This is a genomic window from Agromyces aureus, assembly GCF_001660485.1.
GTDB lineage: Bacteria > Actinomycetota > Actinomycetes > Actinomycetales > Microbacteriaceae > Agromyces > Agromyces aureus.
The window spans coordinates 3,187,247-3,204,630 of record NZ_CP013979.1; the positions used below are offsets into that span (position 1 = coordinate 3,187,247).

At 71.7% G+C, this 17,384-nt stretch carries 16 protein-coding genes; 6 read left to right on the top strand and 10 right to left on the bottom strand.

The features are described from left to right. Positions 1–53 precede the first annotated feature (53 nt). A complete protein-coding gene (locus ATC03_RS14280) occupies positions 54–737 on the top strand; it encodes a GtrA family protein (protein WP_067878465.1) in 684 nt (227 codons plus the stop codon). On the opposite strand, the gene ATC03_RS14285 is transcribed toward ATC03_RS14280, so the two are convergent. From ATC03_RS14285 to ATC03_RS14295, 3 genes are all read right to left on the bottom strand, one after another. Continuing rightward, the gene (locus tag ATC03_RS14285) at positions 724–1,542 is read right to left on the bottom strand and encodes a DarT ssDNA thymidine ADP-ribosyltransferase family protein (protein WP_084003516.1); all 819 of its coding nucleotides are present in this window, start codon (positions 1,540–1,542) and stop codon (positions 724–726) included. The two genes, ATC03_RS14280 and ATC03_RS14285, sit on opposite strands and share 14 nt — an antisense overlap. A 162-nt stretch (positions 1,543–1,704) precedes the next feature. Then, on the bottom strand, positions 1,705–2,424 hold the full coding sequence (locus ATC03_RS14290) for a PH domain-containing protein (RefSeq protein ID WP_084003517.1): 720 nt from the start codon (positions 2,422–2,424) through the stop codon (positions 1,705–1,707). A gap of 7 nt (positions 2,425–2,431) precedes the next feature. Further along, a complete protein-coding gene (locus ATC03_RS14295) occupies positions 2,432–3,283 on the bottom strand; it encodes a biotin--[acetyl-CoA-carboxylase] ligase (RefSeq protein WP_067878473.1) in 852 nt (283 codons plus the stop codon). 84 nt (positions 3,284–3,367) lie between these two features. Between ATC03_RS14295 and ATC03_RS14300 the strand changes: the two genes are divergently transcribed. Together ATC03_RS14300 and ATC03_RS14305 are read left to right on the top strand one after the other, a co-directional pair. Further along, a complete protein-coding gene (locus ATC03_RS14300; protein ID WP_067878476.1) occupies positions 3,368–4,990 on the top strand; it encodes an acyl-CoA carboxylase subunit beta in 1,623 nt (540 codons plus the stop codon). A gap of 10 nt (positions 4,991–5,000) precedes the next feature. Further along, positions 5,001–5,249 (top strand): acyl-CoA carboxylase epsilon subunit, encoded by a 249-nt coding sequence (locus ATC03_RS14305; RefSeq protein WP_055859814.1) that lies wholly within the window; start codon positions 5,001–5,003, stop codon positions 5,247–5,249. A gap of 308 nt (positions 5,250–5,557) precedes the next feature. Here ATC03_RS14305 and ATC03_RS14310 read toward each other — a convergent pair whose 3' ends face one another. The 4 genes from ATC03_RS14310 to ATC03_RS14325 are packed head-to-tail and all read right to left on the bottom strand — an operon-like array spanning position 5,558 to position 9,875. Beyond that, positions 5,558–6,580, bottom strand: a complete 1,023-nt coding sequence (locus ATC03_RS14310) for a hypothetical protein (protein ID WP_067878478.1) — start codon at positions 6,578–6,580, stop codon at positions 5,558–5,560. Next, positions 6,577–7,812 carry a sensor histidine kinase gene (locus tag ATC03_RS14315; protein ID WP_067882260.1) on the bottom strand — a complete coding sequence of 412 codons (1,236 nt, stop codon included), beginning with the start codon at positions 7,810–7,812 and terminating at the stop codon, positions 6,577–6,579. Before ATC03_RS14315 ends, ATC03_RS14310 begins: the two co-directional genes overlap by 4 nt. After that, positions 7,799–8,491, bottom strand: a complete 693-nt coding sequence (locus ATC03_RS14320; RefSeq protein ID WP_067878481.1) for a response regulator transcription factor — start codon at positions 8,489–8,491, stop codon at positions 7,799–7,801. Before ATC03_RS14320 ends, ATC03_RS14315 begins: the two co-directional genes overlap by 14 nt. 43 nt (positions 8,492–8,534) lie before the next feature. Continuing rightward, positions 8,535–9,875, bottom strand: a complete 1,341-nt coding sequence (locus ATC03_RS14325) for a class I SAM-dependent RNA methyltransferase (protein WP_084003519.1) — start codon at positions 9,873–9,875, stop codon at positions 8,535–8,537. Between the two features lie 45 nt (positions 9,876–9,920). Here ATC03_RS14325 and ATC03_RS14330 point away from each other — a divergent pair, with 45 nt between their 5' ends. Both ATC03_RS14330 and ATC03_RS14335 read left to right on the top strand, forming a co-directional pair. Continuing rightward, on the top strand, positions 9,921–10,562 hold the full coding sequence (locus ATC03_RS14330; RefSeq protein ID WP_067878484.1) for a Maf family protein: 642 nt from the start codon (positions 9,921–9,923) through the stop codon (positions 10,560–10,562). A gap of 106 nt (positions 10,563–10,668) precedes the next feature. Then, positions 10,669–12,438: an acetyl/propionyl/methylcrotonyl-CoA carboxylase subunit alpha gene (locus ATC03_RS14335; protein ID WP_067878487.1), complete on the top strand. Its 1,770-nt coding sequence runs from the start codon at positions 10,669–10,671 to the stop codon at positions 12,436–12,438. Between the two features lie 151 nt (positions 12,439–12,589). Here the strand turns inward: ATC03_RS14335 and ATC03_RS14340 are convergent, their stop codons facing one another. From ATC03_RS14340 to ATC03_RS14350, 3 genes are all read right to left on the bottom strand, one after another. Continuing rightward, entirely contained in the window at positions 12,590–13,336 is a 747-nt protein-coding gene (locus ATC03_RS14340) for a hypothetical protein (RefSeq protein ID WP_067878490.1), read from the bottom strand. Positions 13,337–13,471: 135 nt separating this feature from the next. After that, positions 13,472–14,995, bottom strand: a complete 1,524-nt coding sequence (locus ATC03_RS14345) for an APC family permease (RefSeq protein WP_067878492.1) — start codon at positions 14,993–14,995, stop codon at positions 13,472–13,474. Positions 14,996–15,034: 39 nt separating this feature from the next. Next, positions 15,035–16,465 carry an NAD(P)H-quinone dehydrogenase gene (locus tag ATC03_RS14350; RefSeq protein ID WP_067882266.1) on the bottom strand — a complete coding sequence of 477 codons (1,431 nt, stop codon included), beginning with the start codon at positions 16,463–16,465 and terminating at the stop codon, positions 15,035–15,037. A gap of 85 nt (positions 16,466–16,550) precedes the next feature. Here ATC03_RS14350 and ATC03_RS14355 point away from each other — a divergent pair, with 85 nt between their 5' ends. After that, positions 16,551–17,378 (top strand): purine-nucleoside phosphorylase, encoded by an 828-nt coding sequence (locus ATC03_RS14355; RefSeq protein ID WP_067878495.1) that lies wholly within the window; start codon positions 16,551–16,553, stop codon positions 17,376–17,378. Positions 17,379–17,384 lie beyond the last annotated feature (6 nt).

A 17,384-nucleotide genomic window follows, 5' to 3' on the forward strand; every position in this document is an offset into this window, starting at 1 on the left:
CTGCGCGGCACTCCCCCAGTCTAGGCGGCCAGCTGTCGGCATAGGATGTGCCGGTGCCCGACCACGAGCCACGCAACGCGACCCCCCACGCGCCCTCCGGCCTCCGCAGCGCGCTCTCCCGCCTGTGGGACGGCCTGCTCGCGTACCTGCTGAAGTTCGGCGTCGTGGGCCTGCTCGGTCTCGTGATCGACGTCGCCCTGTTCAACCTGCTGCGCATCGGAGTCTTCGGCGACGACCACTGGGCCCAGTCGGCGATCGGCGCGAAGACCATCTCGACGAGTGTCGCGATCGTGTTCAACTGGCTCGGCAACCGGTACTGGACGTTCCGGATCCATCGCCGCAAGAACTACCTGCGCGAGTTCGGCGAGTACGTCGTGGTCTCGATCGGCGGCATGCTGATCGCGCTCGGATGCCTCTGGATCAGCCACCACTGGCTCGGCTACACGAGCCTCCTGGCCGACAACATCGCGACGAACGTCGTGGGGCTCGCGCTCGGCACGGTGTTCCGCTTCGTGCTCTACCGCTACTGGGTCTTCGGGCACCACCGCGCCGACGGGCTCTCGAACCTCCGGGTCGAGGAGGCCCAGCGCACCCTGTTCGAGGAGCCGGCGCAGGACGACGGCACGGACCTCGACGGCACGGCCCTCAACGGCACGGATGCCGCAGACGGCCCGGGCACGAACGCGGGCCCCGATGCCGCAGACGGCCAGGGCCCCGCCGCGCTCAGCCCTCGCTGACCGCGCCGCCCCCGGGCTGGAAGTACGGCGGGTGCACGGCGACGCGGGTGCGCAGGTCGAACGTGTCGAGCACCGCCCGCACGCGGTCGCGCACGCGGTCGTTGCCGACCGCGATGAGCAGCACCCGCTCGAGCGGGAGCGCGTCGTGCACGAGGAACTCGCCGGACGCCAGCTGGGCGCCATCCTCGTCGCGGTGGATGCGCTGCAGGGCGCGCAGCACGTCGGGCCAGGCCGAGTCGGCGACCGAACCGGTGGCCGCGACATCCGTGCCGGTGACCGCGACCGCGCCGACCTGCTCGGTGCGTGCGCCGACGGCCTTCTCGATCGACGTGACGAAGAGCACGTGGTCGGCGGCCGGGCGCGTGGCCGCGCTGTCGGCCAGGCGGGGGTCGGGCGAGCCAGTGCGCAGCGCCTCCCAGACGTGGGCGTCGGTCGAGAGCAGGAACGGCACGTAGTCGGCGACGACGTTGTCGGTGCCCTCGACGGGCGCCGAGCGGCGGAACTCGCGCGCGGCGGGCGCGGAGACGTCGACCTCGGGCTGCGCACCCGTGGTGTCGGCGAGGATCGCGCCGGCGCCGAAGATCGATGCGAGGTTCTCGACGTGCGTGACGTGGTAGATGCGCACGGTCTTCGGGTCGATCGGCGTGAACGTCGCCGCGGCACGGGTGCCGGGCACGCGTGCCGGCGGCCTGGTGGACGCGCGGGTCGTCGTGCCGCGCAGCGACGTCGTCGTACGGGGCGCGCGCACCGGTGCGACCACGGGGCGCGGCGTCGGTTCGGGTGGCGGGAAGCACGTGGCGCACATGCCTGCTTCGAATCCGTGCCTGCATTCGTCCACGGGTGACCTCCATAGGGGCGGCTCGCGCTCGGGGGCGCACGAGTCCGACCTTCTAGGGTAAGCCTTGAAACCGGATGCCGCGTGCGAGCCGTCTCGCGACCGCGTCAGACGGGGCTCGGCACGGCCCGTTCACTGCCGGTGCCAGGCGACCGTGTCGCCCTCGGTGCCCGCTCGCATGGCGCGTCGGTGCTCGAGCGCCGCGGGGCTCGACGGATCCATGAGCTCCTGCAGCGCGGCCTGCACGAGTTCGGGTCGCGGCACGTCCTTCAGCACGAACGTGCGGTCGTGGGCGGTGTTGATGCGGACGTCGCCCGAGCCGAACATCGACGCGAACCAACCGGCCCGCACGTCGACATCCGTGGCCCTGCTGTTGAGGAGCTCCTGCCGCACGCGCGAGAAGACGCCGTGCCGGAGGATCACGCGCCTGGTCGTGACGGTCGTGCGGCGTGTGAGCCAGGCCATGAGCGGCAGCAGGCAGCCGACGAGCACGACGAGCACGGCCGCGACGAGCACGCCGATCCGCACCCACGGGTCGGCAAGCACGCCGAGCGCGTACGTCGTGGCACCGGCCACGACGATGAGCAGGAGCGCCGACGGGATCAGCCGGCGCGCGTGCGAGCGCACCCTGGCGACGACGCGCTCCGGGCGCAGCGCGGGCGCAGCGCTGCTCGGCGGGTACCCGGTGGATGCCGGCCACGCTCCGGACAGCGCCGGCGTGCCGACGGTCGACGGTACCTGCCCGGTGCGGCCGGCGGCCGGCGTCTCGGAGGCCGATGCCGGCGCCTCGTCGGAGCGCGCGCCCGATCGCGCCGCCCGCTTCACGGCACGCGAACCGCTCCCCCTCGCCATATGCCCATTAATACCGCAGGTGGGTCACATCCCCGGCGGCGACAGCCTGCTCCTCGCCGTTCTCACGGTCTCGGACGACCAGACGGCCGTCGGGGTCGAGGCGCTCGGCGGTGCCCAGCAGTTCCACTCCGCCCGGCAGTTCGACGCGCACCTCGGAGTCGAGCGTGCCGCAGCGCGCGGCCACGACGTCGGCGATGCCGCTCGAGACCGCGTCGCCGCCGGCCGCGACGAACGCGTCGAACCGTCGGGCGAACACGTCGAGGTAGTCGGCGAGCACGGCATCGGCATCGGGTGCCGCACCGGTGGCGAGCAGCAGCGACGTCGACGTGAGCGTCGGCAGGTCGTGCTCGTCGAGGGTGAGGTTCAGGCCTGCGCCCACGATCACGGCACCGGACTCCGGCAGCAGCTCGGAAAGGATGCCGCACACCTTGTAGCCCGACACGAGCACGTCGTTCGGCCACTTCAGCGCGACCTCGAGCCCGCCGGTGCGGTCGTCGGGGTCATCCAGCGGGGCGGATGTCGCCACTGCCGCCTCGACGGCGCGCGCGACGGCGTCGGTCATCGCCGCTCCGGCGATCAGCGGGATCCAGCCGTACGCGTCGGCCGGGAGCGGCCCGCCCTCGGCATCCCGGGGGCGCAGCAGCACCGAGATCGCGAGGGTCTTGCCCGTGGGCGCCATCCAGGTGCGCCCGAGCCGCCCGCGCCCGCGCGTCTGATCGTCGGTGACGAGCACCGAGCCGTGCGGCCAAGCCGCGGCATCCGCCCCCTCCAACGCCTCACGGAGCACGTCGTTCGTCGACGTGGCGGTCTCGAGGAACTCCAGGCGGGGGGCGACGGCGCGAGACTTCGGAAGGTCCATGCCGACAGTCTCCCGCAGGGAGCAGGGCAGAACACACCATCACGGGCGTCCGATTTGTAGGAATCCGTCAACGAAGGCGGCCGGATGGGCGACGGTAGAGTGAAGCGCGTGACCGAAGCGACTGACGGCCCCGACCTCTTCACCACGGCGGGCAAACTCGCCGACCTGCGAGCCCGCTACCACGAGGCGGTGACCGCGAGCGGCGAGGCTGCCATCGAGAAGCAGCACGCCAAGGGCAAGATGACCGCTCGCGAGCGCATCGCGGAGCTGCTCGACCCCGGCTCGTTCGTCGAGCTCGACGAGTTCGTGCGCCACCGCACGCACGCGTTCGGCATGGAGGCCAAGCGCCCCTACGGCGATGCGGTCGTCACGGGCACCGGCACGATCCACGGCCGACAGGTCGCCGTGTACTCGCAGGACTTCACGATCTTCGGCGGCTCGCTCGGCGAGGTCGCCGGCGAGAAGATCATCAAGGTCATGGAGCTCGCGCTGAAGACGGGCGTGCCCATCATCGGCATCCTCGACTCCGGCGGAGCCCGCATCCAGGAGGGCGTCGTCGCGCTCGGCAAGTACGGCGAGATCTTCCGCCGCAACACCGCGGCCTCCGGCGTCATCCCCCAGATCTCGATCGTCTGCGGGCCTGCGGCCGGCGGCGCGGTCTACTCGCCTGCCCTCACCGACTTCGTCATCATGGTCGACAAGACGAGCCAGATGTTCGTCACCGGCCCCGACGTCATCAAGACGGTCACCGGCGAAGACGTCGGCATGGAGGAGCTCGGCGGCGCGCTCACCCACAACTCGGTCTCGGGCGTCGCGCACTACCTGGCGAGCGACGAGTCCGACGCGCTCGACTACGCGCGCACGCTCATCTCGTTCCTGCCCGACAACAACATGACCGACGCGCCGGTGTACGACACCGAGTCCGCACTCGAGATCACCGACGAGGACCTCCGGCTCAACACGGTGATCCCCGACTCGCCGAACCAGCCGTACGACATGCACGCGGTCATCGAGGGCATCGTCGACCACGGCGACTTCCTCGAGGTGCAGCCGCTGTTCGCGCCGAACATCCTCATCGGCTTCGCGCGCATCGAGGGCCGCTCGGTCGGCATCATCGCGAACCAGCCGAGCCAGATGGCCGGCACGCTTAACATCGCCGCCGGCGAGAAGGCCTCCCGCTTCGTGCGCTTCTGCGACGCGTTCTCGATCCCGATCCTCACGCTCGTCGACGTGCCCGGCTACCTGCCCGGCACCGACCAGGAGTGGACCGGCGTCATCCGCCGCGGCGCGAAGCTGCTCTACGCGTACGCCGAGGCGACCGTGCCGCTCGTCACCGTCATCACGCGCAAGGCCTACGGCGGCGCGTACATCGTCATGGGCTCCAAGCAGCTCGGCGCCGACATCAACCTCGCGTGGCCGACCGCCGAGATCGCCGTCATGGGCGGTCAGGGCGCCGTCAACATCCTGTACCGCGGCGAGATCAAGCGCGCCGAAGAGGCCGGCGAAGACGTCGCGGCCGTGCGCACCAAGCTCGCGAACGAGTACACCTACAACGTCGCGTCGCCGTTCCTCGCGGCCGAGCGCGGCGAACTCGACGGCGTCATCGAGCCCGCGGCCACGCGCGTCGCGGTGCTGAAGGCCCTGCGGTCGCTCCGCACCAAGCGCGCGAGCCTGCCGCCCAAGAAGCACGGCAACATCCCGCTGTAAGGGGCCGATCATGAGCACGCGAGACGAAGACACCACCGAAGCGGATGCCGCGGCGCGCGCCTCGGCGATCCGGTTCACCACGCGCGGCGTCACCGACGAAGAGGCGGCCGCCGTCACCGCGGTGCTGCTAGCCGCCATCGACGCCGAGTCCGAGACGACGCACGCCGCCGACCCCCGACGTAGCGCATGGGCGCGGAGCGCGGGATCCCTGCGATCCGTCGACCCGCGCGGCACGCGCTGGAACCGCAGCGTCGGCTGACCGACGAGCCTCCGGACGCGACGGACGACCCGGGTCCCCCGTGCTGTCCCCCGAAGTGCCGACTGTCGAGGTCACGCCGGGTTTGTGAATATTGTTCTGCAGGCTCCCAAAGGGAGCTGCCGCCCTCGTCGGTCGGGTAACCGGCGAGTGGTTGGGGGCGAGTCAGGGCGATATTCGGGTTGTCGCCGTGACTCGGGCTTGTTGGGGGGTCGGCCATCGGTCGGCCCCCCAACCTCATTTCCGGCGGCGTCGGCTCGTCGGGCGGCGCGGCGTCAGCCCGTCGCGCGGCATCAGCCCTTCGGGCGAGGTCAGGGCCCGAGCGGCTCGCGTCGCGGGATCTCGAGCCAGAGCTCCACGTCGAGATCGTCGGGGTCGATCGCCGGCACGCCCGGCACCGGCTCGACGAGTCCGACCACGGTGACCGCCGCGGTGGACGTGTCCGCTGCGGTGCGCACGACGATCCGGTCGGCCTGCGAACCCGCGATCGCCGCCGCGAGCCGAGCGAGCACGCGCTCGCGCTCCGCGGGGTCGAGGTCGTCGATGCCGCCCTCGTCGAGCAGGGTGACGACGGCGCCGCGCTCGCGGGCCCGCTGCACCTGCTGTCGCACGTCGTCGGTGAGCAGCATCCGCCCCCGGATCTCGTCTCTGATGGCGGCCTCGAGCATGCGGCACTCGAGTCGCTGCGGCTCGGTGAGCACGCCGCCGCGGTCGGCGATGCGGCGGAGCATCGGCGCGGAGATGCGGTTCGTCTGCACGAGCCGCGTCTGGCCGACGAACAGGTGCGCGTCCTGGGCGGCCTGCCACTCCGCGGCCTCGCGCTCGGCATGCGCGTACCGCCTCGTCTCCCTGGCCGCCGTGCCGAGCGCGGCCGAGAGCATGTGCGCGATCGCGACCCACGCGATGCTGCCGATGACGCCCAGCGTGCCGAGCGCCAGCGGCCCGGCCCAGATCACCGTCTGCACCGCCAGCGCGATGACGCCGAGCCAGGCGGCCGCGAGTTGGCGACGGGCCGCGGCGATCGTCATGAGCGTGCCGACCGCCGCGACGTACCAGGTCGCGTACCCGTTCGGGATCGACGGGTCGAGCTGGCTCGTCACGAGCAGCGGCAGCACGATGCAGACCGCGAGGTCGAACGCCGCGAGCCAGTCGGGCATCCGCACCCGCGACCCGATCGAGAGGCTCGCGATCGTCGCCGCGACGTAGAGTGCGAGCGCGACGATCGTCGGCCACGGCGACGCCGGCACGTCCAGCGTCGAGATGGCGAGCGCCACGTGGTACGCCGAGAACAGGGCTGCGAGCACGAGCAGCAACGAGCGGGGGATCGCGATCATCGCGTACCCTCCATGCCGGCCGGCCAGACGAGCGTCACCGTGGTGCCGAGCCCCGGCGTCGAGTCGATCACCGCGGACCCGCCCACGTTCGCCATGCGCTCGATCACCGAGACGCGCACGCCGAGGCGCTCCGACGTCACGCTCTCGACGTCGAAGCCGACGCCGTTGTCGGAGACCTCGATGACGCACCCTCCGGTGCGGATGCCACGCACCCTCAGCTCGCGCCGGACCGTGCGGCCCGGATCCTCGGCGTGCTGCATGCTGTTGACCATCGCCTGGACAGCGGCCGCGTACAGCGCTTCGCCGGCATCGGCGGGCAGGTCGACCCCTCCCGTGTTCACGACCCGCACCGTGAACGGCGCGGCGAACGACGCGAGCGCCGCCCTGAGCCGTCGCACCAGGGAAGGGAGACGCATGCGATCATCGGCGGCGGCCTGCGCCGCACCGGCCTCGTCGAGCCGGTGCATCGCGTCCCTGGCCATGCGCGCGGCGAGCGCCTGCTCCTCGGGGGTGTCGGCCGCGGCGGCGGAGAGCAGGGTCGTCAGCACGCTGTCGTGCACGAGGGCATCGACCTTCGCGCGCTCGATCTCCGAGGCGTGCAGGCGCACGGCGTGCTCGTACCGCTGCAGTGCGGCCTCCTGCGCGACGTCGACGGACTTGGCCGCGTTGCGAAGCATCGTGACGATGATGAGCACCACTGCGCCGAGGATGAGCGCGTACATGGCGTCGAGCAGGGCCACGAGCGGTGTCACCGCCCCGCCGGTCGGCAGGAGTCGCACGACACCGTACATGGCGGGCACGAGCACCGTGTACGCGGCCGCCCACGGCAGCGGCAGCGCGACGACCGCGGCCGTCGTCGCGACCGTGCAGAGGTAGTAGAGCCAGGGCGGCGATGACGAGACGACCGCGACGTCGTCGACCACGAACGGCCAGACCACGATCGACACGGCGTAGAGCGCCGCGAACGTGAGCGCGGCGCTCCGCACCGCCGTGCGGGCGAGCGCGGCAAGCGCGATCGCGAGGATCGCACCGTAGAGGAAGGCGATGATCGACGCGCCCGCACCCGGGCGGAGTCCCTCGGCCTGCGCGAGCGCGAGCGGGAGGGCCTGCAGCCCGAACACGACGCCGAAGATGCCGAGCGCGCGGCTCGCGACGGTCTCGACCTGCTCGCGGGTGACCGCCGTCCGGCGCCGCACCACGACCCGTGATGCGCGCTCCTCAGCGGCGGGCATCCCCGCCGTCACCGTCGAGACCCGGGAGGATGCCGTCTTCGACCGCCCGACGCAGCAGGTCGACCTTCGTCGGCGCCGGGCGACCGACCTCGACGTACTTCGCGCGGATGCGGTCGAGGTACTCGCGGGCCGTCGAGTGCGCGATGCCGAGCTGCGTGGCGACGAGCTTCAACGGCAGCCCCGACGCGTACAGGTGCAGCACGTCGTGCTCGCGCCGCCCGAGCTGCGCCTTGGCGAAGTCGCGGTCGGCCTCGATCGCGCTCGCCCATTCGACGTTGGTGAGCGCCTCGCCGCTGGCCACGGTCGCGATGGCGGCGATGACGGAGGCCATGGGCGACGCCTTCGGAATGACGCCGGCAGCGCCGGCGGCGAGCGCTTCACGCACGGCGGCCACCCGGTCGGCGATGCTGTGCACGAGCACGGCGCTGCCCGTCGCGAGCACGCTCCGCACGTTCTCGGTCACGCTCGACCCGTCGCCGAGCGAGAGGTCGAGCACGACGACGTCGCACCGCCCGCCCTGGCGTGCGGCGAGCGCGGCGAGCAGGGTGGGCACATCGGCGGTCTCGGCGACGACGTCGTACCCGGCGTCACGGCAGGCCGCCCGGAGTCCGAGCCGCACCGCCTCGTGGTCGTCGACGATCGCGACCGTCGCCTGCTCCCCCTGCACTGCGACCGACAACGGGTCCCCCTCCTGACGGTCGGCTTCGCGTCCGACCGGTCAGTCACACGATAGCGGCCAGCCGGGCCACCGCCTCGACGTGATGCGTGTTCGGGAACAGATCGAACGCCTGCAGCTCCTCGAGCTCGTACCCCTGCGCGCGGAGGAGGCCGATGTCCCTGGCGAGCGCCACCGGGTCGCACGCGACGTACACGAGCTGGCGGGGCCGCAGTGCGGCGACACGGTCGACGACGTCGCGCCCAGCGCCCGACCGCGGCGGGTCGAGCACGACGGTCGCGTCGCGCAGCCTCGCCCGCTCCTCCTTGCCGGCGTCGGCCTCGAGCGATGCGAGGTAGCGGTCGACCCTGGCGGTCACGGCCCGCGCGCCGACCCACTCGGCGAGGTTGTCGCCCGCGTGCATCGTCGCCCGCTCGTCGGACTCGACGCTCGTGATGCGCACGGTCTCGCCGAAGCGGTCGCCGACGGCCGCGGCGAGCAGCCCGACCCCGCCGTAGAGGTCGAGGTTCGCGGCGCGCGGGTCGAAGCGGTCGGCGTCGATGAGCTCCTGCACGGCCTTCGACAGCGTCGCGGCAGCGCCCCGGTGCACCTGCCAGAAGCCGTCGCGGTCGACGGCGAAGCGGCGGTCTCCGACGACCTCGGTCGTGACCGGGCGCTGGCCGCGCGGCATCCGCTCGCTCTCGTCGGTGACGATCACCTGCGGGTCGGCGCCGCTCGGGGCGACGAGGTCGATCGTGCGCGCCCCCTGGAACCGGTCGGCGAGGGGTGCGAGCTCGGCGAGTTCGTCGACGGCCAGGGGCAGGGATGCCACGGGCACGACGGTGTGGCTGCGTGCGGCGTACGGGCCGACGGCGCCGTCCTCGGCGACCTGCAGGCGCACGCGCGTGCGCCAGCCCGTGCCGTCGGCGCGCACGCCGGGGGCCAGCGTCGGATCGACGGCGCGCACCTCGACCTCGCGCTCGACGCCGCCCATGCGGCGCAGCGCGTCGGCGAGCACCTCGGCCTTCAGCGCGCGCTGGCGCTCGGGCGCGATGTGGCCGAACTCTGCACCGCCGGCCCGGCGCTCCGGCGCCCGCTCGACCGAGGCCTCGGCCCAGACGTGCGCCTGCCGATCGGGCGACGCGGTGAGCACCTCGAGGGTGTCGGCGCGCCAGAAGCGCGTGTGCGCGGCATCCGTCACCCTGGCCCTGACCCGCTCGCCCGGGATCGCGTCGGCCACGAACACCACGCGGCCCTCGTGGTGCGCGACCGCGATGCCGCCGTGCGCGATGCGCTCGACGTCGAGCTCGAGCACCGGCCCGTCGGTCTTCACGGGCGTCGACGGCGTCGACGGGCGACGGCCGCGGCTGGCGGAGTTCTTGCGTGCGGGGCGGTGCGGACGGGGCATGCACCGAGCATTCCACAGCCCGCCTGTGAGCGGCAGGATGGAGGCATGCGCCTCTACCTCGCCTCGACCTCGCCCGCCAGACTGCAGACGCTCCGTGCGGCCGGCATCGAGCCCGTCGCGATCTCGCCGGGCGTCGACGAGGAGGCCGCCGTCGTCGCGGCCGAGGCCGCCGCCGGGCGGGCGCTCGAGGCCCACGAGATGGTGCAACTGCTCGCGCAGGCCAAGGCCGAGGCGATCGTCGGCACGTTCGTCGACGGCGAGCCGATCGACGGGCTCGTGCTCGGCGGCGACTCGGCGTTCCTCGTCGGCGGGCGCATCCACGGCAAGCCGCACCTGCCCGAGGTCGCGAAGGCGCGCTGGCTCGAGCAGAACGGTGCGCACGGCGACCTGTGGTCCGGCCACTGGCTGATCGACCACCGCGGCGGTCGCGTGCACGGTGCGGTCGGGCGAGCGGATGTCGCGACGGTGCGCTTCGCCGCGCTGGACGAATCCGAGATCGACGCCTACGTCGCGACCGGCGAGCCGCTGCTCGTGGCCGGCGCGTTCACGGTCGACAGCCTCGGCGGACCCTTCATCCGCCGGGTCGAGGGCGACCCGTCGACCGTCGTCGGGCTCTCGCTGTCGACGCTCCGCGACCTCGTGCGCGAGCTCGGGGTCGACTGGCCGTCGCTGTGGAACCGCGACTGAGCGGGTCCGTTCGGCCTCGCTCTTTGTCGACACCCGAAATGGTCGGCCCCCTTTCTTGTGGACTCGACCCAAAGGCAACGCACCTCAGTTGAATAGGCTGAAAGGCATGCCGCGTATCACGAAGGTCCTCATCGCCAACCGCGGCGAGATCGCCGTCCGCATCATCCGCGCCGCTCGCGACGCCGGACTCGGTTCCGTCGCGATCTACGCCGACCAGGACCGCGACGCGAGGCACGCCAAGCTCGCCGACGAGGCGTACGCCCTCGAGGGCACCACGAGCGCCGAGACCTACCTCGTCGTCGACAAGATCCTCTCGATCGCCCGCCGCTCGGGCGCCGACGCCGTGCACCCCGGCTACGGCTTCCTCGCCGAGAACCCCGACTTCGCCCGCGCCGTGATCGCCGCGGGGCTCATCTGGATCGGCCCGTCGCCCGAGGCCATCGAACGCCTCGGCGACAAGGTCTCCGCACGCCATGTCGCCGAGAAGGTCGGCGCACCGCTCGCGCCCGGCACCCTGAACCCTGTCGCCGACGCCACCGAGGTGCTCGACTTCGTCGACGTGCACGGCCTGCCCGTGGCCATCAAGGCCGCCTTCGGCGGCGGCGGCCGCGGCCTCAAGGTCGCCCGCACGCGCGAAGAGGTGCCCGAGCTGTTCGAGTCCGCCACGCGCGAGGCCGTCGCCGCGTTCGGCCGCGGCGAGTGCTTCGTCGAGAAGTACCTCGACAAGCCGCGCCACGTCGAGACGCAGTGCCTCGCCGACGAGCACGGCAACGTCGTCGTGATCTCCACCCGCGACTGCTCGCTGCAGCGCCGCCACCAGAAGCTCGTCGAGGAGGCGCCCGCGCCGTTCCTCACCGAGGCGCAGACCGAGGCGCTCTACTCCGCCTCGAAGGCCATCCTGAAGGAGGTCGGCTACGTCGGCGCCGGCACGTGCGAGTTCCTCATCGGCCAGGACGGCACCGTCTCCTTCCTCGAGGTCAACACGCGCCTCCAGGTCGAGCACCCGGTCTCCGAAGAGGTCACGGGCATCGACCTCGTGCGCGAGCAGTTCCGCCTCGCCGAGGGCGGCGTGCTCGACTACGCCGACCCGGTCGCGGTCGGCCACTCGATCGAGTTCCGCATCAACGGCGAGGACCCGGGCCGCAACTTCCTTCCGGCACCCGGCCCCGTGCACCAGCTGCGGTTCCCCGGCGGCCCCGGCATCCGCATCGACTCGGGCGTCACGAGCGGCGACGAGATCTCCGGCGCGTTCGACTCGCTGCTCGCGAAGCTCATCGTCACGGGCGCCACGCGCAAGGACGCGATCGAGCGCGCACGCCGCGCCCTCGACGAGTTCGAGGTCATCGGCCTGCCGACGGTGCTGCCCTTCCACCGCGACATCGTGCGCAACGAGGCCTTCGCCCCTGCGGGCGACGAGCCGTTCTCGATCTACACGCGCTGGATCGAGACCGAGTACGACAACCGGCTCGAGCCCTGGTCGGGCGAACTCGCCGCACCGACCGCCGCGACCGCGCGCACCAGCCTCGTCGTCGAGGTCGGCGGACGCCGCATCGGCGTCACCCTGCCCGCGAAGCTCGCCGGCGGCACCTCGGCCTCACCCACCGCCGGCGCCGCGCCGCGCCGCCGCACGACCTCGCACGTGGCCGACACCGCCACCGGCGACGCCGTCAAGGCGCCCATGCAGGCGACCGTGGTCAAGGTCGCCGTCGCCGAGGGCGACAAGGTCGTCAAGGGCGACCTCGTGCTCGTGCTCGAGGCCATGAAGATGGAGCAGCCGATCGTCGCCCACAAGGACGGCGTCGTGGGCATCGTGAACGCCGAGGCCGGCGCCACCGTGTCGAGCGGGCACCTGCTGCTCTCCATCGCCGACGCCTGAGCGGATGCCGCGGGCGGCCGCCCGCGGCATCCGCAGCGCTCGCAGAATTCAGGAGATCCCGGTCTCCAGGCCTCTCAGGGGACCCGGAGGTCGGGATCTCCTGAATTTCGTCGCGCCGGCCCCACCGGCACGCCGGCGGAGCGCCCGGTGGTCAGACGTGACCGATCCCGAAGTTCCACGGCGCCATCACGATGCTCGTCACCGCAGGATCGTTGCCGCGATTCCAGAGATGGATCGACACGGCGTTGGCGTTCGCGTACTGGTCATACGTGTCGTTCCACTCGTCGTACGCACGCTCTCCGATGTCGGGGCCGGTCTCGGCGGGGAACTCGTCGTGTCCCGTGCCGTACCAGGTCTCCCCGAGTTCCGCGGCGAAGGCCTGGGCGTCGTCACCCGGTCGGAATCCCTGCACCGTGGCCACGGCGATGCCGCTGCCGACGATCGGGTGGGTGAACTCCACGGCGACGTTCAGGTCGGAGGAGACGCCCTCCGGCTCGTGATCGTCGATGATCAGGACTCCGGGCCAGCTGTACCTCGTCGTCGGAAACCACTCGTGCCCGCCCGGGAACTCCTCGACCGTCGGCGGTCCGCCGAGCACCTCCGAGACGGTGTCGACGAACGCGGACGCATCGGCGTCGTAGGACAGTTCGTCGACGACGACCCCCGATTCGTTGACGAGTTCGAGGTACTCGGGCCTGACCACGATCTCCGTCACGACCTCGTCGACGTCGGTGACCGGCTCGACCGGCGCCGCCTGATCGGTCGGCGGCACGGTCGCCGCTGGTGTCGGCGTCGGCGTCGGCGTCGGGCTCGGATCGGGCGGAGACGGAACGCATCCGGTGAGGAGCAGGGCCGCCGCGAGCAGGATCGTCGCGAGCGTCGCCGATCGTCGGTCCATTCCGCCTCCATCCGTCACCGGAGCGGCCCGGTGAGATGAATCTATTGGCGCCGCGGCGCCGGATGCGTCGATCCGGGTCTCGATTCGATCACGCGGCCGGCGTGCGCCGCACTCCGACCTTGGACCCGAGGCCGATCAGCGGACGGGCGGCGGCTCGTCGCCCTGCGGGGTCGGCAGCTCGACCTCGCTCACCCCGCCGCCGGCCAGCCGCGAGTGGCGCCGGCCGTAGAGCAGGTACACGACCACGCCGATCGCGAGCCAGACCAGGAAGCGCACCCAGGTCAGCGTCGTGAGGTTCAGCATGAGCCAGAAGCAGAGCACCGCCGAGAGGATCGGCACCACGGGCGAGAACGGCACCCGGAACCCGCGCGGCAGGTCGGGGCGCGTGCGGCGCAGCACGACGATGCCCAGACTCACCAGCACGAACGCCGAGAGCGTGCCGATGTTGATCATCTCCTCGAGCAGCCCGACATCCGTGAATGCCGCGACGAAGGCGACCGTCGCTCCCCCGATGATCTGGATGCGCGCCGGCGTCTTGGAACGCGAGGTCGTCTTCGACAGCCATCTGGGCAGCAGACCGTCGCGGCTCAGGGCGAACACGATGCGCGACAGGCCGAGCAGCAGCACCATGATGACGGTCGTGAGGCCGGCGAGCGCCCCGACCGAGATGACGGCCGAAGCCCAGTCCTGCCCGACCAGCCGGAAGGCGGTCGCGAGCGACGGCGACTCCTCCTCGGCGAGTTCGGTGTACGACACCATGCCGGTCATCACGATGGACACGGCCACGTAGAGCACGGTCACGATGCCGAGCCCGAGGAAGATGCCGCGCGGCAGTCGCTTCTGCGGTTCCCGCACCTCCTCGGCGCTCGTGGCGACCACGTCGAAGCCGATGAAGGCGAAGAAGACGAGGGATGCCGCGGCGAGCAGTCCGAAGATGCCGTACTGCGCCGGTGCGGCCCCCGTGGCCCATGACACGAGCGACTGGGTCCAGACATCCGCCGACCCGCCCTCGGTGGGCACCGCCTCGGGAATGAAGGGAACGTAGTTGGCGGCGTTGACGAAGAAGAAGCCGACGACGATCACGAAGAGCACGATCGCGACCTTGATGATCGTGAAGACCGCCCCGACGCGCGCCGTGAGCTTGGTGCCCGCAACGAGCAGCGCCGTGAACACGGCCACGACGAGGAACGCCGGCCAGCTCACCTCGACGCTGCCGATCGAGAACGTCGGCGCGAACGGCAGCCCGAACGCGAGCAGCGCCTCGCCGAGGTAGACGCCCCAGTACTTCGCGATGACGGCCGCCGCGGTGAACATCTCGAGGATGAGATCCCACCCGATGATCCAGGCGAGGAGTTCGCCCATGGTCGCGTACGTGAAGGTGTACGCACTGCCCGCGACGGGCACGGTCGACGCGAACTCGGCATAGCACATGATCGCCAGTCCGCACGTGACGGCCGCGAGCACGAACGAGACGATCACGCTCGGGCCGGCGAAGTTCGCCGCGGCCTGCGCGCCGACCGAGAAGATGCCGGCGCCGACCGCGACCGCGATGCCCATCAGGGCGAGATCCCACGTGCCGAGCGACCGTTTCAGGCTGCGCTCGGTGTCATCGGCATCGGCCAGCGACGCCTCGACGGACTTCACGCGCAGGTTCATCATCGACCCCCGAACCGCGTCGCCCCCGCGACGCTCGTGGGCCTAGCGTACGACGTGCATGGCCCTCGCGGCATCCGTCAACGACCCCGTCAGCGACGGATACACCGGGAAGGCCTCGGCGAATTGATCGACCGTGAGCCGGTGCTCGACCGCGAGCGCGAGCGGGAAGATCAGCTCCGACGCCTTGGGCGCGACGATGACGCCGCCGATGATCGCACCGGAGCCGTTCGACGCGAAGAGCTTCACGAAACCGTCGCGGATGCCCATCATCTTCGCGCGCGGGTTCGAGGCGAGCGGCAGCTTGTAGACGACGCCGGGCACGACGCCGTCCTCGATGTCGCGCTGGGTCCAGCCGACAGTCGCGATCTCGGGCTGCGTGAAGATGTTCGACGTGATGTTGCGCAGCTCTGGCGGGTTCACGATGTCGCCCATGGCGTGGAACACGGCCGTGCGACCCTGCATCGACGCGACCGAGGCGAGCGGCGGGAACGTCGTGCAGTCGCCCGCCGCGTAGATGTTCGGCATCGACGTGCGCGCGACCCGGTTCACCCGGATGTGACGCCCCTCGGCGAGCTGCACGCCCGCCTCCTCGAGCCCGAGTCCATCGGTGTTCGGCACCGAGCCGACCGCCATGAGGCAGTGCGAGCCGCGCACCTCGCGCCCGTCGGAGAGCGTCGCGACGACCTCGTCGCCGTCGCGCACGACGGACTCGGCACGGGACGTGTTCAGCACCTTCATGCCGTTGCGCTTGAAGACCTTCTCGATGACGGATGCCGCATCGGCGTCTTCGCCCGGCAGCACCTGGTCGCGACTCGAGATGAGCGTCACCTTCGCGCCGAGCGCGCGGTAGGCCGACGCGAACTCGGCGCCCGTGACACCCGAGCCGACCACGATGAGGTGCTCGGGCACCTGCTGCAGGCCGTAGAGCTGGGTCCAGGTGAGGATGCGCTGCCCGTCGGGCACGGCCGTCGGCAGCACGCGCGGCGTCGCCCCGACCGAGATCACGATCGTGTCGGCCTCGATGCGGTCGAAGTCGGTGCCGCCCTTCGCGGTCGACGCGATGATGGCGTTCGGCCCGTCGAGCCGGCCCTCGCCGTGCACGAGGTGCACGCCGGCGTCGAGGAGGTTGCGACGCATGTCGTCGGACTGCTGCGCCGCGAGGCCGAGCAGTCGCTTGTTCACGGCCGCGAGGTTGATCGCGACCTCGGGCTTCACCGCCTTGTCGGCGGCGCCCTTCGCATAGAACTGCACGCCGAGGTCGGCGGCCTCCTTGACGGCGTTCGAGGCCTCGGCGGTCGCGATGAGGGACTTCGACGGCACCACGTCGGTGAGCACGGCCGAGCCGCCGACGCCGGCCCGCTCGATGAGGGTGACCTCGGCGCCGAGCTGGGCGCCCGCGAGCGCCGCCTCGTACCCGCCCGGCCCGCCTCCGAGTACCGCGATCCGTTGCGTGCGCTCGAACTCGTAGACCATGCTCATATTCTGCCAGTTCGAGCGCGACGGTCGACAAACGAGCAGCGCCCTGCCGCGGCATCCGCCCCCTGATTAGAGTGGTGGGATGACCGAAGCAAACGTGCTCGACGACCCCGCCGCAGATCCCTTCGCCGTCGCCGCCGACGCCGCGGCCCGCATCGCGGAGCTCACCGGAGTCGAACGCCACGACATCGCCCTCACCCTCGGCAGCGGCTGGGGCCGTGCCGCCGAACTCATCGGCGAGACGACGCACACCCTCGCCGCCACCGACGTGCCCGGCTTCTCGAAGCCCGCACTCGAGGGCCACGTCGGCACCCTCCGCTCGGTGCTGCTGCCGAGCGGCAAGCGCGCGCTCGTGATCGGCGCCCGCACGCACTACTACGAGGATCACGGCGTGCGCCGGGTCGTGCACTCGGTGCGCACCGCGGCCGCGACCGGAGCGAAGACGATGATCCTCACGAACGGCGCCGGCGGCATCAAGGAGCACTGGACGCCCGGCACCCCGGTGCTCATCAGCGACCACATCAACCTCACGGCCGACTCGCCGCTCGAGGGCGCGACGTTCATCGACCTCACCGACCTCTACTCGAAGCGCCTGCGCGACCTCGCCCACCGCATCGACCCCACGCTCGACGAGGGCGTCTACTGCCAGTTCCGCGGGCCGCACTACGAGACGCCGGCCGAGGTGCAGATGGCGAAGATCATCGGCGGCCACATCGTGGGCATGTCGACCGCGCTCGAGGCCATCGCGGCCCGTCAGGCCGGCATGGAGGTGCTCGGCATGTCGCTCATCACGAACCTCGCCGCCGGCATCCAGAAGACCCCGCTGAGCCACCAGGAGGTCATCGAGGCGGGCCGGGCCGCCGAGCCCGTGATCTCGTCGCTGCTCGCGAAGATCGTCGCAGAGCTCTAGGGGCGC

What these genes read in the sequence shown, in the direction of transcription:
- ATC03_RS14290 (WP_084003517.1), bottom strand. Translation starts at nt 2,424, where the DNA reads ATGGCGAGGGGGAGCGGTTCGCGTGCCGTGAAGCGGGCGGCGCGATCG.
- ATC03_RS14300 (WP_067878476.1), top strand. Translation starts at nt 3,368, where the DNA reads ATGGGCGACGGTAGAGTGAAGCGCGTGACCGAAGCGACTGACGGCCCC.
- ATC03_RS14310 (WP_067878478.1), bottom strand. Translation starts at nt 6,580, where the DNA reads ATGATCGCGATCCCCCGCTCGTTGCTGCTCGTGCTCGCAGCCCTGTTC.
- ATC03_RS14335 (WP_067878487.1), top strand. Translation starts at nt 10,669, where the DNA reads ATGCCGCGTATCACGAAGGTCCTCATCGCCAACCGCGGCGAGATCGCC.
- ATC03_RS14295 (WP_067878473.1), bottom strand. Translation starts at nt 3,283, where the DNA reads ATGGACCTTCCGAAGTCTCGCGCCGTCGCCCCCCGCCTGGAGTTCCTC.
- ATC03_RS14340 (WP_067878490.1), bottom strand. Translation starts at nt 13,336, where the DNA reads ATGGACCGACGATCGGCGACGCTCGCGACGATCCTGCTCGCGGCGGCC.
- ATC03_RS14350 (WP_067882266.1), bottom strand. Translation starts at nt 16,465, where the DNA reads ATGGTCTACGAGTTCGAGCGCACGCAACGGATCGCGGTACTCGGAGGC.
- ATC03_RS14305 (WP_055859814.1), top strand. Translation starts at nt 5,001, where the DNA reads ATGAGCACGCGAGACGAAGACACCACCGAAGCGGATGCCGCGGCGCGC.
- ATC03_RS14285 (WP_084003516.1), bottom strand. Translation starts at nt 1,542, where the DNA reads ATGTGCGCCACGTGCTTCCCGCCACCCGAACCGACGCCGCGCCCCGTG.
- ATC03_RS14325 (WP_084003519.1), bottom strand. Translation starts at nt 9,875, where the DNA reads ATGCCCCGTCCGCACCGCCCCGCACGCAAGAACTCCGCCAGCCGCGGC.
- ATC03_RS14345 (WP_067878492.1), bottom strand. Translation starts at nt 14,995, where the DNA reads ATGATGAACCTGCGCGTGAAGTCCGTCGAGGCGTCGCTGGCCGATGCC.
- ATC03_RS14330 (WP_067878484.1), top strand. Translation starts at nt 9,921, where the DNA reads ATGCGCCTCTACCTCGCCTCGACCTCGCCCGCCAGACTGCAGACGCTC.
- ATC03_RS14355 (WP_067878495.1), top strand. Translation starts at nt 16,551, where the DNA reads ATGACCGAAGCAAACGTGCTCGACGACCCCGCCGCAGATCCCTTCGCC.
- ATC03_RS14315 (WP_067882260.1), bottom strand. Translation starts at nt 7,812, where the DNA reads ATGCCCGCCGCTGAGGAGCGCGCATCACGGGTCGTGGTGCGGCGCCGG.